This is a genomic window from Streptomyces sp. NPDC004721 (genome assembly GCF_053601495.1).
The window spans coordinates 15,536-31,340 of sequence record NZ_JBSGBZ010000052.1 but is presented as its reverse complement, the minus strand read 5'-3'; the positions used below and the strand labels follow the sequence as shown (position 1 = coordinate 31,340).

Genomic DNA, 15,805 nt, shown 5'->3' with positions numbered 1-15,805 from the left:
CCCCCATGTCTGAAACAGCCGCAAAGGCTCCCGGCGTCCCGGACAAGTCCGGCGACCCGGGCCGCTGGAAGGCGCTCGTCTTCATCGCGCTCGCCCAGCTGATGGTCGTGCTGGACGCGACCATCGTGAACATCGCCCTCCCCTCCGCCCAGCAGGACCTGGGCATCTCCGACGGCAACCGGCAGTGGGTCGTCACGGCCTACGCCCTCGCCTTCGGCGGACTGCTGCTCTTCGGCGGCCGGATCGCCGACCTGTGGGGCCGCAAGCGCGCCTTCGTGACCGGTCTGATCGGCTTCGCGGTGGCGTCCGCGCTCGGCGGCGCGGCCACGACCGGCGCGATGATGTTCGGCGCCCGCGCGCTGCAGGGCGTCTTCGGCGCGCTGCTCGCGCCCGCCGCGCTCTCCCTGCTCGCGGTGACGTTCACCGACGCCAAGGAGCGTGCCAAGGCGTTCGGCATCTACGGCGCGATCGCAGGTGGCGGTGGCGCCGTCGGCCTGATCCTCGGCGGATTCCTCACCGAGTACCTGGACTGGCGCTGGACGTTCTTCGTGAACATCCCGTTCGCCGTCGTCGCCGCGGCCGGCGCCTACTTCGTCATCCGTGAGCCGGCCGGCGGCCGCAACCGCTCCCCGCTCGACGTCCCGGGCGTGGTGCTGTCCACTCTCGGCCTGGTCGCCCTGGTGTACGGCTTCACCCGCGCCGAGTCCGAGGGCTGGAGCGACACCCTGACCATCTCGATGTTCGTCGCGTCCGCCGTTCTGCTGGCGACCTTCGCGCTGGTCGAGTCGCGGGTGAAGGCCCCGCTGCTGCCGCTGCGCGTGGTCACCGACCGCAACCGCGGCGGGATCTACCTGTCGCTGGGCCTCGCGGTCATCGGGATGTTCGGCCTGTTCCTCTTCCTCACGTACTACCTCCAGGTCGTGCGGGGGTACACGCCGGTGCGGACCGGCTTCGCCTTCCTCCCGATGGTCGCGGGCATGATCACCGGTTCCACCCAGATCGGCGCCCGCCTGATGACCCGCGTGGCACCGCGGCTGCTGATGGGCCCCGGCTTCCTGGTCGCCGCCACCGGCATGCTGCTGCTGACCCAACTGGAGATCGGCTCCTCCTACGCCGCCGTGCTGCTGCCGGCGATGCTGCTGCTGGGCCTCGGCATGGGTACGGCGTTCATGCCCGCCATGTCCCTGGCCACGCAGGGTGTCCAGCCGCGGGACGCGGGCGTCGCCTCCGCGATGGTCAACACCTCGCAGCAGGTGGGCGGCGCCATCGGTACGGCCCTGCTGAACACGATCGCGGCCTCGGCCACGACCTCGTACATCCAGGACCACATCGCGGATGCCGCCACCAAGCCCCAGCGGCAGCTGGTGCAGTTGCAGGCCATGGTGAACGGCTACACCAGCGCCATCTGGTTCGCCGTCGGCATCCTGGTCGTGGCCGCCGTGATCGCCCTGACCCTCGTCGACGCGGGTCGCCCGGGCGGTACCAAGGTGACCGGGTCCGGTTCCGGCGCGGGCGCCGAGGACGAGGTGGCGGTGCCGGTCATCGCCCACTGAACCACCCACTGACCCCCCGCTGAACCACCCTCTGAGGCGCCCGCTCAGACCCTGTTGAGGTGCCCCCGGGCGGTACGTACTTCAGCCCCTCCGGGCCGTACGTACCTCAGCGGAGCCAGGGCAGGTCCGCACCCGCTTCGTTCGGCTGGAGTCCCTCGGCGACGATCTGCATGATCTCGCCGAGGGACTTCTGCTGTTCCGGGCTGAGGCGGTCGAACAGCGCCTGGCGTACGGCGGTCACATGGCCCGGCGCGGTGCGTTGCAGCACCTGGAGGCCCTGGTCGGTCAGGACCGCGAACTGGCCGCGCTTGTCGGAGGGGCAGTCCTCGCGGCGCACCCAGCCGTTCTTCTCCAGGCGGGCGATCGCGTGGGAGAGGCGGGAGCGGGTGATCTTGGCGTCCATGGCCAGCTCGGTCATCCGCAGCCGGCGCTGCGGGGCCTCGCCGAGCCTGACGAGGAGGCCGTAGTAGATATGCGGCATGCCCGCGTCGCGCTGGAGCTGGCGGTCGAGGTGGTCCTCGAGCAGGGTGGTGGCGTGCCGGTAGGAACGCCAGACGCGCTGCTCCTCGGCGGTGAGCCAGCGATGGGCATCGGCCTCGGCGGGGGCGGGCTCGGGGGCGGAAGCGGGTGCCGTGTTCATACGTCCACTGTACGAGCTACTTCTTGAAGGTTAAACAAACCGCGCGTAATGTGAGGGCAGAGCTTTAGCTTTCAAGCATCCAGCCGCAGGGAGTCGCCACCATGTCCGCCACCACCCGGGAGCGCATGCCCGCCCTCTACCTCAGCCACGGTGCCCCGCCGCTCGCGGACGACCCGGTCTGGCCCGGCCAGCTCGCCGCCTGGTCCGCCGAGCTGCCCCGCCCCAAGGCGATCCTCGTCGTCTCCGCGCACTGGGAGGAGGCCCCGCTGGCCCTAGGCGCCACCGTGACGGTTCCGTTGGTCTACGACTTCTGGGGCTTCCCCGAGCACTACTACCGGGTGCGGTACGACGCCCCCGGCGCGCCCGAACTCGCTGAGAGCGTACGGGAGTTGCTTCGCGCGCCCGGAACGCCCGTGCAGGACGTCCCGGACCGCGGCCTCGACCACGGTGCCTACGTCCCGCTCGTCGAGATGTTCCCCGAGGCCGACATCCCCGTGCTCCAGGTCTCCATGCCGACCCTCGACCCGGTCCGGCTCATGGACATCGGCCGCAGGCTGGCGCCGCTGCGCGACGAGGGCGTGCTGATCGTCGGCTCCGGCTTCTTCACCCACAACCTGGCCGCCCTGCGGCACACCGGGGGCGGGGTGCCTGGCTGGTCCGCGGAGTTCGACGACTGGGGCAGGCGTGCCCTGGAGACCCGCGACTGGGACGCCCTGCTGGACTTCCTCGACAAGGCCCCGGCCGGCCGGTACGCCCACCCGCGCACCGAGCACTTCGCCCCGCTGTTCGTGACCATGGGCGCGGCGGAGGCCGGCGGTGAGCTGGGCACGCAGAAGTCCGTGATCGACGGCTTCTGGATGGGCCTGGCCAAGCGCTCGGTGCAGTTCGGCTGAGAGATGTACGCCCCCGCTGCGTAAGACGAGGGTGTGGAGAGTCTTGGATTTTCCCGAGAGTCCGGGTTTGCGGCAACCTTCCATCGGAGCGATTCGTCAATCAGGGTGGAAGGCGGTCGAAGAGGTCGAAGGGGACGCTCTTCCCGAAGTGGCGCCATTGGTGTGAGCGGAGTCTCACATACGGGGCATTCGGCGGGGTCCGTGAGGGACCTGGGAAGCCCTCGGTGTCGCGCTGACCTGCGGTTCCGTATCCGTCGGCGGCGACGTTCGACGGCTGCGGCGAAACAGGGTACTGCATGATCAGAAAATTGGGGGGCGGGTTGGGAATTCTGTCCGGATTCCAGTCGTTGTTTCCATCGGATGCCGGGCACCCGAGGAGAGTTCCGAGGCAGGTGCCAAGCATCTGAAGGACCACCCGCTGACCCACCATCGCAAGGGAGCACGCATGGCAACCCGTGCCGTCGCCCGTCGTCAGTCCGCCACCGGCGAGACGGCCGACGCGGCAAGCAGTGTTCGCGCCCATGGCGGCGAGATCGCCGATCGCGACCTGGTCGGCATGTATCTTGACGAGATCGCGCGTACACCGCTGCTCGACGCCGCCAAGGAAGTCGAGCTGTCCCAGATCATCGAAGCGGGTGTGTTCGCGCGGCAGGTCCTCGACCGGCACGAGGAGACGAAGGCGGACGCCACCGACGCGGAGCTCCGGGCCCTGGTCGCCCAGGGGGAGCGGGCGAAGGACGTCTTCATCCGCTCCAACCTGCGCCTGGTTGTGGCGGTCGCCCGGCGCTACCCGCGCAGTGGCCTGCCCCTGCTGGACCTGATCCAGGAGGGCAACGCCGGCCTGGTGCGCGCGGTGGAGAAGTTCGACTACCGCAAGGGCTTCAAGTTCTCGACGTACGCCACCTGGTGGATCCGCCAGGCGATCACGCGCTCGATAGCGGACCAGTCGCGGACCATCCGGCTGCCCGTCCACCTCGTGGAGGAGCTGGGCCGCATCCGCCGTGTCCAGCGCGAGTTCAACCGGGAGCACGGCCGCGACCCGGAGCCCGCGGAGATCGCCGAGGACCTCGGCTCGACGCCCGAGCGCGTCTCGGACGTCCTCGACTGGGCCCGCGACCCGGTCTCGCTGAACATGTCGGTGGACGACGAGGGCGAGACCCAGTTCGGGGACCTTCTGGAGGACACCTCCGCGGTGTCGCCCGAGCAGTCGGTCATGACGCTGCTGCGCAGCGAGGGGCTCGACGACCTCATCGGCCGCCTCGACCAGCGCACGGCCTCGATCATCAAGATGCGGTACGGCATAGAGGACGGCCGCGAGCGTACGCTCACCGAGGTCGGCAAGGAGCACGGCCTGACGCGTGAGCGTATCCGCCAGATCGAGAAGCACGCGCTGCTGGAGCTGAAGAAGCTGGCCCGCGACACCGGGTTCGACGCGGCGGCGTGAGGCCGTTCCGAACGGGATCCGGTCAGGGAGACGTCCAGGGGCGCGCAGGGATGCCTGTCCCCGTGGACGTTCGTCCCGGCCGGGGCGTGGTGAGACCGGGCGGGTGAGGCTGTCGGTGCACCGGGCGACCGCGTGCGCCCGGTGGCGAAAGGCCGCGCAAACATGGCCGTGTACCGCCGCTTCAAGCGGCGGGGGCACGGGAACAACCCTTCAGAGCCCAGGAGTTCGACCGCCGGACGGGTTCCGGACCGGACCGGCTCCAGGCCGCTTCGGCGGAACGCACTGACGTCCAGAGCCACGTCCCGACGCACTCCCCCCGGCGCCGGGACTTTCCCAGAGCCGGGTTTCGGCGCCTCTCCCCCCGGGGCGCCGGAGCCCGGCTCCACTTCATTCGCCCGGGGCGCGCGCCGCAGGGAGGCCGCCGCCCTCGCCGGCCCGCGTCAGCCGCGCCCCCAACCGCCGTACGCACTGCACGAGTTCATCGGGCTCCTCCACCGTGAACTCGCACCCCAGCATCGCCAGCCGCACCGCGAGCCACTCCACCCGGTCGCCGGCCGTGGCCCGCAGTCGACAGCCGCCCGTGTCGAGCGGCTCCGGTGCGCCGAGCCACGAGGGCAGCCGCGCCGCGACCACCTCGGCCGGGTCGGCGAAAGCCACCGTGAACGTGTAGGTCTCCTGCCTGCGGTACATCGACTGCCTGAGGTACTCGGCCGCGCTTCCGGTCGGCAGCTCCCGCGGAGCGAACCGCGCACCGGTGGCGAAGGGCTCGCTCACCCGGTCGACGCGGAACGTCCGCCAGTCCGCGCGGTCCAAGTCGTACGCCACGAGGTACCAGCGCCGACCGGTCGACACCAGCCGGTACGGCTCGGTCAGCCGCCGCGACACGGCCCCGTCGCCGGCCCGGTAGGCGAACCGCAGCCGCTCGTACCCCGCCACCGCGGAGGCCATGACGGTGAGCGTCTCCGTCGCGACGCTCGCCCCGTCGCCGCTGGTCAGCGGAGTCGTCGCGGCCTGAAGCGTGGAGACGCGGTGCCGCAGCCGGGTCGGCAGCACCTGTTCCAGCTTCGCCAGCGCCCGCACCGACGCCTCGTCGACGCCCTCGATCGCGTGCCCGGCCCCCGCGCGCAGCCCGACCGCGATCGCCACCGCCTCCTCGTCGTCGAGCACGAGGGGCGGCATGGCCTTCCCCGCGACCAGTCGGTAGCCGCCGTCGGCGCCCTTGGTCGCCTGCACCGGATAGCCCAGCTCACGCAGCCGGTCGATGTCCCGCCGGACCGTACGCCGGGACACCCTGAGCCGGTCGGCGAGTTCGCCGCCGGGCCACTCCCGGGGCGTCTGGAGGAGGGAGAGGAGCTGGAGGAGCCGGGCCGGAGTGTCCGTCGTCATGAATCCGAGGATGCCGCAAAAATAGGACACGATCTGACCTAATGCCTGCGTAGTTTGGCGTCATGTCCTCCACCGAAACCCTTGCCGACAGCCCGGCCCCGGCCCCGGCCCCGGCCCCGGCCGCCGACCGCCGTCGCTGGTTCGCGCTGGCGATCGTGATGACCGCGGCCTTCATGGACCTCGTGGACGTCACGATCGTCAACATCGCGATTCCGTCCATCCAGCAGGACGCCGGCGCGTCCTTCAGCCAGATCCAGTGGATCACCGCCGGGTACGCCCTCGCCTTCGCGGCCGGGCTGATCACCGGCGGTCGGCTCGGCGACATCCACGGCCGCAAGCGGCTGTTCCTCCTCGGCATCGGCGGCTTCACCCTCGCCTCCGCGCTGTGCGGCTTCGCCGCGAACCCCGACATGCTGGTCGCCGCCCGTCTCCTGCAGGGCGCCATGGCCGCGATGATGGTCCCGCAGGTGCTCTCGATCGTGCACGCCACCTTCCCGGCGCACGAACGCGGCAAGGTCTTCGGCCTGTTCGGCGCGATCGTCGGCCTGGGCGCGGTCTCCGGGCCGCTGCTCGGCGCACTGCTCACCGAGTGGAACCTGTTCGGGCTGGAATGGCGGCCGATCTTCCTGATCAACCTGCCCGTCGGCGTCCTGGCCCTCGTCCTCGGCAACCGTTTCATCAGCGAGTCCAAGGCCCCCCGGGCCCTGAAGCTGGACCTCGTCGGGGTCGCCCTGGTCACCCTGGGCCTGCTGATGCTGCTCTACCCGCTGACCCGGGGCCGCGAGCTGGGCTGGCCGCTGTGGGGGTACGTCTCGATGGCGGGCGCGCTGGTGGTCTTCGCGGCGCTGGTGGCGTACGAGCGGAGCAAGGCGGCGCGGGACGGCTCGCCGCTCATCGAACTGTCGCTGTTCCGGGTGAAGAGCTTCGCCGCGGGTATCGCGGTGCAGACCGTCTTCGGTGTCGCGCTGGGTGTGTTCTTCCTGGTCTGGACGCTGTACATGCAGGTCGGCCTGGGCTGGAGCCCGCTGCGGGCGGGCCTGACGGGCGTACCGTTCTCGATCGCCGTGTCCGTCGCGGCCGGGATGTCGGTGCAGAAGCTGGTCCCGCGCTTCGGCCGCAAGGTGCTCCAGGCCGGCGCGCTGGTGATGGCGGCCGGTGTCCTGCTCTACATCTGGGAGTCCGAGCGGTACGGCCTGCACATCGCCCCCTGGCAGATGGCGCTCCCGCTGGTCGTGATGGGCCTGGGCATGGGCCTGATCGTGGCGCCGCTGACGGACGCGGTGCTCTCGGAGGTCCCGCGTGAGCACGCGGGTTCGGCGTCCGGCCTGATCAACACCGTGCAGCAGATGGGCAACGCGCTGGGACTCGGCCTGGTGTCGGTGGTGTTCTTCGGGGTCATCGGCGACCGCCTGGCCCCGGCCGAGGTGGGCCCGGCCTTCGTCAACGCCTTCCAGCACGCGCTGGTGTGGGTGGCGGCGGTGCTGGGCGTCATCTTCGTCCTGATGTCGGCCCTGCCCAAGCGACCGGGCCGACAGGCGGAGGACGCCGAGGAGGCCGGGGCGGAGGCGGCCGGGGAGCCGGCCGTGGTGGCGCAGCGTGCGGGCGAGCTGGTGGGCTGACCTGCGCGAACGTGGGTCGATCCCGAACGTGGGTCGATCCCGAACGAGGGCCGATGGGCCCGGCACCCTCGGTGCCGGGCCCATCGGCGTACCCGGACACAACCGGAAGTCCGTTCATGCCCGGTTCCATGCCCGAACCTGTTTACTTCCGGGACATCCCGGCGTAGCCTCCGGGGAGAAACCACAAGTTCGGGCATCAGTCGGAGGCGAGCGGACATGTACGCACCGGAGCGGCAGCAGGAGATCCTCCGGCTCGCCCGGGACGGCGGCCGCGTGGACGTCGTGTCGCTCGCCGAGGAGTTCCAGGTGACGGCGGAGACGATCCGCCGCGACCTGAAGGCCCTCGATCGCGCGGGCCTGCTGCGCAGGGTGCACGGCGGCGCCATCCCGGCCGGCCGTCTCGACTTCGAGCCCGACCTCACCGAGCGCGAGTCCACCGCCGCCGACGAGAAGGACCGCATCGCCAAGGCGGCCCTGGCCGAACTGCCGGCCGAAGGCACGCTGATCCTCGACGCAGGCACGACGGTGGCCCGTGTGGCCGCCGCCCTGCCCCTGGAGGCCTCGCTCACCGTCGTCACGCACTCCCTGCCGATCGCCGCCCGCCTCGCGGACCACCCCGGTCTCCAGCTCCACCTCGTGGGAGGGCGGGTGCGCAACCGCACCCGCGCCGCCGTGGACGCCTGGGCGCTGCGGGCCTACGGCGAGATCCGCGCCGACGTGCTGTTCGTCGCCGCCAACGGCTTCTCCGCCGAACACGGTCTCACCACCCCCGACCTCGCCGAGGCCGCGGTGAAGCGCGCGGCGATCGCCGCCGCCCGCCGTGTGGTGCTGCTCGCCGACTCCGCCAAGCACGGCCAGGAGCACTTCGCCCGCTTCGGCGGCCTGAACGACGTGGACCTGCTGATCACCGACAGCGGATTGAGTCTCGAGGACGCGGCCGCCATCGAGCGCGCCGGCACGGAAGTAGTACGCGCATGATCGTCACCGTCACCCCCAACCCCTCCCTGGACCGGACCTACGAGGTCCCCTCGCTCGAACGCGGCCAGGTCGTCCGGGCCACCGGCGAGCGCATGGACCCGGGCGGCAAGGGCGTGAACGTCTCACGCGCCGTCGCGGCCGCCGGCCGGCGCACGGTCGCCGTCCTGCCCCTCGGCGGTGCCCCGGGCGCGCTCGTCGCGGACCTGCTCGACGCGCAGGGCATCGACGTCGCGCCGGTGCCGGTCGCCGGGCCCACCCGCTCGAACATCGCGCTCGCGGAGGCCGACGGCGTCCTGACGAAGATCAACGCACCGGGTCCGGAACTCTCCGCCGAAGAGCAGGAGTTGCTGCTGGAGACCGTGCGGCGGCAGTCGCACGGCGCGGACTGGATCGCGTGCTGCGGCAGCCTGCCGCGCGGACTCGCGCCGTCCTGGTACGCCGACCTGGTCGCGCGGGCGCACGCGGCCGGTGTGCGCATCGCTCTCGACACCTCCGGGCCCGCCCTGCTGGCGGCGCTGCGCGAGGGCCCCGACGTGGTCAAGCCCAACGCCGCGGAGCTCGCCGAGGCCGTCGGGCGCTCCCTGGCGACGGTCGGCGACGCGGTGAAGGCGGCCGAGGAACTGCGCGGGCTCGGCGCGCGCACCGTGCTCGCGAGCCTGGGCGCCGACGGGCAACTGCTCGTGGACGACGCGGGCGCCTGGTTCGGCAGCGCGCGCGTGGACGCCGTCCGCAGCAACGTCGGTGCCGGCGACTCCTCCCTCGCCGGGTTCCTGATCGCCGGCGGCACCGGGCCGGAGGCCCTGGCCCTCGCCGTCGCACACGGCGCGGCCGCCGTCCAGCTGCCGGGCAGCCTGATGCCGACACCCGCCGACCTGGACCCGGCGGCGGTGACGGTCACGGCGGACGTGCCGGTGGACCGCGCGCTGACGGAGCCGGTGACATGACCCCCCGCCCGTCCCATACCCGGTGCCGTACGACACCTCCGCCGACCCGCACCCCTTACGACTCTCCCCGCACTGCCCCCGTCCCCACCCCCGCCCACCCCACTGACCGGGCGATACGCGCGCTAAGGAGCCCGCGATGAGCGACATGATCACCGCGGACCTGGTCGACCTCGACCTGTCCGCCGACACCAAGCAAGCGGCGGCGCGCTCCCTCGCCGAACGGATGGTGGCCCTGGGCCGGGTCACCGACCTGGAGGGCTTCCTCGCCGACGTGGCCGCCCGCGAGGCGCAGATGCCGACCGGTCTCGACGGCGGCATCGGCATCCCGCACTGCCGCAGCGAGCACGTCGTCGAGCCGACGCTGGCCTTCGGGCGCAGTGAGGCCGGGATCGACTTCGGCGCGGCGGACGGCCCCGCCGATCTGATCTTCCTGATCGCGGCCCCGTCCGGTGCCGACGACGCCCACCTGAAGATCCTGTCGTCGCTGGCCCGGCAGCTGATGAACAACGAGTTCACCTCCGCACTGCGCTCGGTGGACAACGCGGCGGCCGCCGCCGCGCTCATCCGCGGGGACGAGACTCCGGGCGAGGCCACGGCAGAGGCCGAGGGCTCCGCGGCGGACGCCGAGGGTTTCGCCGCGACCACCGAAGGCGCCTCCGCCGAGGCGCAGGACACCCCCGAAGACACCGCCGCGACGCCGGGGGCGGCCTCCTCCGGCGCCGTGGCGGGCAGCACGGCCCCGACGCCGGACGCGAGCGCCAAGGACGTGAGCGGCGAGGGCGTGAGTGCCAAGGACGTGAGCGGCGAGGGCGAGCGTCCGTTCCGGATCGTCGCCGTCACCTCCTGCCCCACCGGTATCGCGCACACCTACATGGCGGCCGAGTCGCTGGAGAACGCCGGCCGTGAGGCGGGCGTCGAGGTCGTCGTCGAGACCCAGGGTTCGGCGGGCTTCACCCGGCTCGACCCGGCGGTGATCGCGGCCGCGGACGGCGTGATCTTCGCCCACGACGTCCCCGTACGCGACAAGGACCGCTTCGCCGGAAAGCCGGTCGTCGACGTCGGCGTGAAGGCGGGCATCAACCGGCCCGGCGAACTGATCACCGAGGTCCGCGGCAAGGCCGCGCGCGGCGAGGCGACCGCGGCGCCCGCGCCGGGCGGCACCCCGGTCGAGCGGGCCGGCGAAGCGGGCGAGGGCTACGGCACGAAGCTGCGCAAGTGGCTCATGTCCGGCGTCAGTTACATGGTTCCCTTCGTCGCCGCGGGAGGTCTGCTGATCGCTCTCGGGTTCGCGATCGGCGGCTACGAGATCAACAAGGCGCCGTCGGTGATGGACCACTTCGTCTGGACCCAGGGCGACAGCTGGGCCGCCCTGCTGTTCCAGATCGGCGGTGTGGCCTTCGCCTTCCTCGTCCCGGTGCTGGCCGGCTACATCGCCTACGGCATGGCGGACCGCCCCGGACTCGTCCCCGGCTTCGTCGGCGGCTCGATCGCGCTCACCATCAACGCCGGATTCCTCGGCGGCCTGGCGGCCGGTCTGATCGCCGGTGGTGTGGTGATGGCGATCCAGAAGGTGCGCATCCCGGCGGCCCTGCGCGGCATCATGCCGGTGGTGGTGATTCCGCTGATCTCCTCGGCGGTCGTCGGGTTCCTGATGTTCGTGGTCATCGGAAAGCCCATCGCCACCGCGCAGAAGGGCATGACCGACTGGCTGAACGGGCTGACCGGCACCAACGCCGTCCTGCTCGGCGCGCTGCTCGGCCTGATGATGTGCTTCGACCTCGGCGGTCCGGTCAACAAGGTCGCCTACACCTTCGCCACCGCCGGTATCGCGGTCTCCGACCCCAGTGACTCCGCGATGAAGATCATGGCCGCGGTGATGGCGGCCGGCATGGTCCCGCCGCTGGCGATGGCCCTGGCCACGACCGTGCGCGGCAGGCTGTTCACCCACACCGAGCGGGAGAACGGCAAGGCCGCCTGGGTCCTTGGTGCCTCCTTCATCTCCGAGGGCGCCATCCCGTTCGCGGCGGCCGACCCGCTGCGCGTCATCCCGTCGTCGATGGTCGGCGGCGCGCTCACCGGCGCCCTGTCGATGCTCTTCGGTGCCACGCTCCGTGCCCCGCACGGCGGCATCTTCGTGGTCCCGCTGATCGGCAACCCGTTCCTCTACCTGGTCGCCATCGCGGCGGGCGTGTGCGTGACCACTGCCCTGGTGGTCGCCCTGAAGACCCTGCGCAAGCCTGTGCCGGGCACGGCGGCCGCCGAGGCGGGCGAGGGCGCGCCGACCGAGCCCGCCGACCGGAAGCAGCCGGTGGCGGCCTGAGCGGCTCCCTCCTGCCCCTTGTCCCTTTGGTGCACTGTGAGTTGTTCACGGCACCTGCGAGATACATCACGGTCCGGGGCCAAAGTCCCGGACCGTGGTGTCTACTGAGCACATGCCTCAGCATGTCTCGACCCTGATGTGGATAGGTGTGGCCGTCCCCGCCACGCTGACCGTCGCCTGCCTGATCGGTCTCGCCCGCATCCGACGCGGCATCCGCCTCGAGACCGCTCGACAGCAGTCCACCCCGAGGCTGTCGGGCCTCCCGCTCCAGCGCGGGGCCGGACCCGGCCGGGAGTTCGTGGAACTGACCCCGGAGGAGAAGGACGCCTTCGCGGGCCTGGTACGTCGACTCGGCAACGGCCGCTGAGGCTCACCCCGGCCGAGCGGGCGGCGGCCGCCTCCACGCCGTACCCGTCGGCACCGGCCGGCGAGGTCTAGGACATCTGCGCCGCGCGCCGTTCCATCGCGCCGCGGGCCGCGTCCTCCGTCACGTACACCTCGCACATGTGGCGACCGTCGGGGGTCGCCGTGTGCTCGACCTCCCAGAGTGAGATCTCCACGCCGTCGTCCAGCAGGAACGCGTGCTCGTAGAGCGAGAAGCACAGTCCCGCGCGGCCCGCGCGGCAGGGGCGGCCGAAGGCCTGGGTGATCCGGTGACCGGACGCCGCCGCCAGCAGGGACGCGACGTCCGCGCCCGGCCGGTCGGCGTTCTCCGCGCGCCGCAGCAGACGGCGTGCGTGGTCGGCGGAGTCGTCGCACGCGTACGCGTGCCGTGCCTGGGGCAGCGGCGAGAGCTGGACCAGCACCGGCAGCTCGAACTCCGGCGCGTCCGGCGGGAGCGGCAGCCGCGCCGTGGCGGTGCTCAGCTCCTCCTCGTCGTCGTACACCTCGTGCTGCACCTCGCTGCCCGGCGCGGTGTTGTGCACCAGCTCCCACAGGGTGAGCGCCGAGCCGTCGGCGAGCAGCCAGGTGTGCCGGTAGGTCTCCCGGTGCAGTCCGGCGCTGTGGTGCGCCGAGTGCAGCGAACCGTCGTAGGCCAGGGCGCAGTCGAGTCGCCGTATGGTCTCGTCGGGTAACTCGAAGGAGTTCAGGGCGCGGCCGAGCAGTCGCGCGAGGTGCTCCTCCGGAGACTCGGGCGACTCGCGTGGCTCGTACGCAGTCGTCTCGTACGGAACGCTCAAGGTTTCTCCCGGCGTTGCTGCATGTCACCTTGTGGGTGCATACCGTAGCCCCTCGGTCGAGCGTCATGTCCGCGAACCGAGAAAACGTCCGCGAGGAAAACGCCCGGCCCGCGCGAGAAGTTCCCGTGTGAGCCGTCGTTCCGTCAAAATCCGCTGGTCAACAGGGTGTTGTGAAGCGGGGACCGGACAGAGGGAGGCACCGGAGGTCAACGGGCGCCGTACAGCTCCTCGTAGGCCGGCCAGTCCCCGCCCGGTCCGGTCACCGCCTCGGCGGCCCGTACCGCGCGGACGATCGCGCGGGTCACCTGGTCCGCGCCCGCCGCGAGGATCTCGTTCAGGGCGAGCGGGGAGCCGGGGTCGAGCGGACGCGCCCCGGTGGCCAGCGCGAACACCGTGTCGCCGTCGTTGAGCAGGTGCACCGGACGTACGGCGCGCGCGATGCCGTCGTGCGCCGTGCCGGCCAGCTTCTGCGCCTGCGCCTTGGTCAGGTCCGCGTCGGTGGCGACCACCGCCAGGGTGGTGTTCAGCGGGGGCGGCGTGTTCCTCGCGGCAGCCTCGGCGAGGCGCCGCCGCGCGGCCTCGTGCACCCGCGCGTCGGGGTAGTCCACCGGTCCCTGGAACAACTCCCCGTACAGCACCCCCGTTTCCGGATCGACCGGCGAGCCCACCGCGTTGGCCACCGCCAGGGCGGCCACCGTGATGCCCGAGTCGAGCACCGTGCTCGCCGTGCCGACTCCTCCCTTGAGCGGTCCCACGGCCGCTCCGGTCCCGGCGCCCACGCACCCCTCTGGCACGCGCCCGCCCACTTCGCTCGCCGCCGCGGCCTCGACCGCGGCGCGTCCGGTGACCGCGTCCGGCCGGGCCCGGAAGTCACCGCCGCGGCCCAGGTCGAACACGCAGGCGGCGGGTACGACCGGTACGACATGCGAAGGGTCCGGGCCGACCTTGACCCCGCGCCCCCGCTCCTCCAGCCAGGCCATCACCCCCGAGGCGGCGTCCAGTCCGTAGGCGCTGCCGCCGGTCAGGACGACCGCCTCCACCGTCCGCACCAGGTTGCGCGGATCGAGGGCGTCGGTCTCCTTGGTTCCGGGGCCGCCGCCGCGCACCTCCACGGCGGCGACGGCGCCGCCCTCCGGCGCGAGCACGACCGTCGTGCCGGTGAGCCAACCGCCGCCCGTGCGCGTCGCATGTCCCACCCGCACGCCTTCGACGTCCGTCAGAGCGTCCACAGTCATGGGAGCCAGTCTCCCGGGCGCGGCGCAGTCACGGGCCTCTTCGGAGGAACGGCGTGCAACGTCACGCCGCCTGACGCGGACCGTACCCTTGAAGCATGAGTACCGCCCCCGAGCCCGCCCCCGAACCGCGTGACCCGAAGGCCGCGCTGATCTTCGACGACCCGCTGAGCCAGCAGTCCACGGACGACACCGACCGCGGGTGGGGCGAGCACACGGACGGCGACTCCGCCGCCGACCTCAAGCGCTTCCTGGACGAGAAGCCTCCCCACCACCTCTGAGGCGCGCGGGGCCCGCCGGAGCGTGGCGGCTACCGCTCGCCGTATTCGGAGCGGCGCCGGGCGACCAGCTCGTCGCGGATCTGCTTGAGCACCTCCAGCTCGGTCAGCTCCACGACCTCCTCCGTGCCCTCCCTGGCCTTCTTCCGCGCCTCCTGGCGGGCCAGGAACTTGGCCATGGGCAGGACCATCAGGAAGTAGACCACCGCGGCGGTGATCAGGAACTGGAGAGCGGCGCCGAGCACCGAACCCCACATGATCTGGATGCCCTGATCGCCCTTGCAGGTGGCGCTCAGGCACGAGTCGTAATGGTCGAGGTTCTTGGTGCCGATCGCTCCGATGACCGGACTGATCATCCCCTTCACCACCGCGTTGACGATGTTGGTGAAGGCGGCGCCGACGACCACCGCTACTGCCAGATCGACGACGTTCCCGCGCATCAGGAAGGCTTTGAAGCCCTGCCAGACACTCGGGTCCTTCTTGTCGCTCACCTGGGGCCCCTCCTTGGACATGCAATTGCAACGTGCGGAACGAACAGCTCCGCAACCTACGGCTCACCACAGGGTCACCGCCAGCCTGGCCGTCGCGCTCGCCCCGGCCAGCCCCGCCGCGGTGGAGCGTGGTACCGACAGTGCCACCAGTGCCCCGCCCCCGGCCGCGTCGTCCACGGGCTCCGGGACCTTGGCCACCCGGGCGCCGTGTGCGACCACCCGGGCCTGCCCGCCTGTCGCCGGATCCTCCGCGGCGATCACGTCGACCCGGTCGCCGGGGCGCAGCAGCCGGACCGTGGCCGCGTCCGCGATGCGCACGGGCGCGATCACCGTGCGCACCTCGTCCGCGCCGCGGCGCCCGGCGGCCTGACCGGCTCCGTCGGCCGGTGCCGGCTGCCCGCGGGCGGGTCCGCCGCGAGAGGGGTCCGGAGCGTCCCGTGGGCCCGCCGCCACGAGCGCGGCCGCGGTCACGGCGAGCCCGGCCGCCACCGCGCGCCCCCGGTGCCGTACGGGCCGGCGCAGCCCGTACCGACCGCCGCGCACGCGCACCGGCGCGAAGTGCGGCACCTCACACGTGGCCGGGGCGTCCGTACCGGGCGCGTACGGAGAGGACCGCGTGAGGGACGCCGAGGAAGCTGAAGTGCCCGGCCAGGGGGAGGGCATCGGAGAGGAAGGCAGGGGAGTGGGCGGCACCGGAGAAGACGGCAACGGCCAGGACGAAGACGGAGAGGAGGGAGACGGGGAGGACGAAGACGGCAGGGACATGCGGACCACCACCAGCGACGGGGATTTCGGCTTGTCACGCCCACGATGAGGCATCGCGCCGCCGCCCGCCGGAGCCCGTGT

The 15,805-nt window shown here is 72.1% G+C and carries 15 protein-coding genes; 9 read left to right on the top strand and 6 right to left on the bottom strand.

The features are described 5' to 3' along the window. The first annotated feature begins 5 nt into the window (after window positions 1-5). Window positions 6-1,553, top strand: a complete 1,548-nt coding sequence (locus ACWEK3_RS33245) for an MFS transporter (RefSeq protein WP_453251334.1) — start codon at window positions 6-8, stop codon at window positions 1,551-1,553. A 106-nt stretch (window positions 1,554-1,659) separates the two neighbouring features. Here the strand turns inward: ACWEK3_RS33245 and ACWEK3_RS33240 are convergent, their stop codons facing one another. Further along, window positions 1,660-2,193, bottom strand: a complete 534-nt coding sequence (locus ACWEK3_RS33240; protein WP_450543956.1) for a MarR family winged helix-turn-helix transcriptional regulator — start codon at window positions 2,191-2,193, stop codon at window positions 1,660-1,662. A 101-nt stretch (window positions 2,194-2,294) separates the two neighbouring features. Here ACWEK3_RS33240 and ACWEK3_RS33235 point away from each other — a divergent pair, with 101 nt between their 5' ends. Then, window positions 2,295-3,086 (top strand): dioxygenase family protein, encoded by a 792-nt coding sequence (locus tag ACWEK3_RS33235; protein ID WP_453251333.1) that lies wholly within the window; start codon window positions 2,295-2,297, stop codon window positions 3,084-3,086. A gap of 445 nt (window positions 3,087-3,531) precedes the next feature. Next, a complete protein-coding gene (locus ACWEK3_RS33230; RefSeq protein WP_450543953.1) occupies window positions 3,532-4,530 on the top strand; it encodes a sigma-70 family RNA polymerase sigma factor in 999 nt (332 codons plus the stop codon). Between the two features lie 387 nt (window positions 4,531-4,917). On the opposite strand, the gene ACWEK3_RS33225 is transcribed toward ACWEK3_RS33230, so the two are convergent. Beyond that, window positions 4,918-5,916: a helix-turn-helix transcriptional regulator gene (locus tag ACWEK3_RS33225; RefSeq protein WP_450543951.1), complete on the bottom strand. Its 999-nt coding sequence runs from the start codon at window positions 5,914-5,916 to the stop codon at window positions 4,918-4,920. Between the two features lie 62 nt (window positions 5,917-5,978). Here ACWEK3_RS33225 and ACWEK3_RS33220 point away from each other — a divergent pair, with 62 nt between their 5' ends. From ACWEK3_RS33220 to ACWEK3_RS33200, 5 genes are all read left to right on the top strand, one after another. Continuing rightward, the gene (locus ACWEK3_RS33220) at window positions 5,979-7,535 is read left to right on the top strand and encodes an MFS transporter (RefSeq protein WP_453251332.1); all 1,557 of its coding nucleotides are present in this window, start codon (window positions 5,979-5,981) and stop codon (window positions 7,533-7,535) included. A 216-nt stretch (window positions 7,536-7,751) separates the two neighbouring features. Then, window positions 7,752-8,513 (top strand): DeoR/GlpR family DNA-binding transcription regulator, encoded by a 762-nt coding sequence (locus ACWEK3_RS33215; RefSeq protein WP_450543948.1) that lies wholly within the window; start codon window positions 7,752-7,754, stop codon window positions 8,511-8,513. Further along, window positions 8,510-9,457 (top strand): 1-phosphofructokinase, encoded by a 948-nt coding sequence (pfkB, locus tag ACWEK3_RS33210; protein ID WP_450571493.1) that lies wholly within the window; start codon window positions 8,510-8,512, stop codon window positions 9,455-9,457. The genes ACWEK3_RS33215 and pfkB overlap by 4 nt, the downstream gene beginning before the upstream one ends. A gap of 136 nt (window positions 9,458-9,593) precedes the next feature. Continuing rightward, complete coding sequence (locus ACWEK3_RS33205; RefSeq protein ID WP_453251331.1) at window positions 9,594-11,777, top strand: PTS fructose transporter subunit IIABC; 2,184 nt, start codon at window positions 9,594-9,596, stop codon at window positions 11,775-11,777. Window positions 11,778-11,889: 112 nt separating this feature from the next. After that, window positions 11,890-12,144, top strand: coding sequence for a hypothetical protein (locus ACWEK3_RS33200; RefSeq protein ID WP_361412040.1), 255 nt, complete (start codon window positions 11,890-11,892; stop codon window positions 12,142-12,144). Window positions 12,145-12,211: 67 nt separating this feature from the next. Here the strand turns inward: ACWEK3_RS33200 and ACWEK3_RS33195 are convergent, their stop codons facing one another. Beyond that, a complete protein-coding gene (locus tag ACWEK3_RS33195; RefSeq protein WP_450543942.1) occupies window positions 12,212-12,958 on the bottom strand; it encodes a DUF6227 family protein in 747 nt (248 codons plus the stop codon). Between the two features lie 206 nt (window positions 12,959-13,164). Further along, on the bottom strand, window positions 13,165-14,193 hold the full coding sequence (locus ACWEK3_RS33190; RefSeq protein ID WP_453251330.1) for a P1 family peptidase: 1,029 nt from the start codon (window positions 14,191-14,193) through the stop codon (window positions 13,165-13,167). 95 nt (window positions 14,194-14,288) lie between these two features. Here ACWEK3_RS33190 and ACWEK3_RS33185 point away from each other — a divergent pair, with 95 nt between their 5' ends. Beyond that, window positions 14,289-14,471, top strand: coding sequence for a hypothetical protein (locus tag ACWEK3_RS33185; protein ID WP_450543939.1), 183 nt, complete (start codon window positions 14,289-14,291; stop codon window positions 14,469-14,471). Window positions 14,472-14,500: 29 nt separating this feature from the next. Here the strand turns inward: ACWEK3_RS33185 and mscL are convergent, their stop codons facing one another. Together mscL and ACWEK3_RS33175 are read right to left on the bottom strand one after the other, a co-directional pair. Further along, window positions 14,501-14,959: a large conductance mechanosensitive channel protein MscL gene (gene mscL, locus ACWEK3_RS33180; protein ID WP_390727548.1), complete on the bottom strand. Its 459-nt coding sequence runs from the start codon at window positions 14,957-14,959 to the stop codon at window positions 14,501-14,503. Between the two features lie 63 nt (window positions 14,960-15,022). Next, window positions 15,023-15,622, bottom strand: coding sequence for a hypothetical protein (locus tag ACWEK3_RS33175; RefSeq protein WP_453251329.1), 600 nt, complete (start codon window positions 15,620-15,622; stop codon window positions 15,023-15,025). Window positions 15,623-15,805 lie beyond the last annotated feature (183 nt).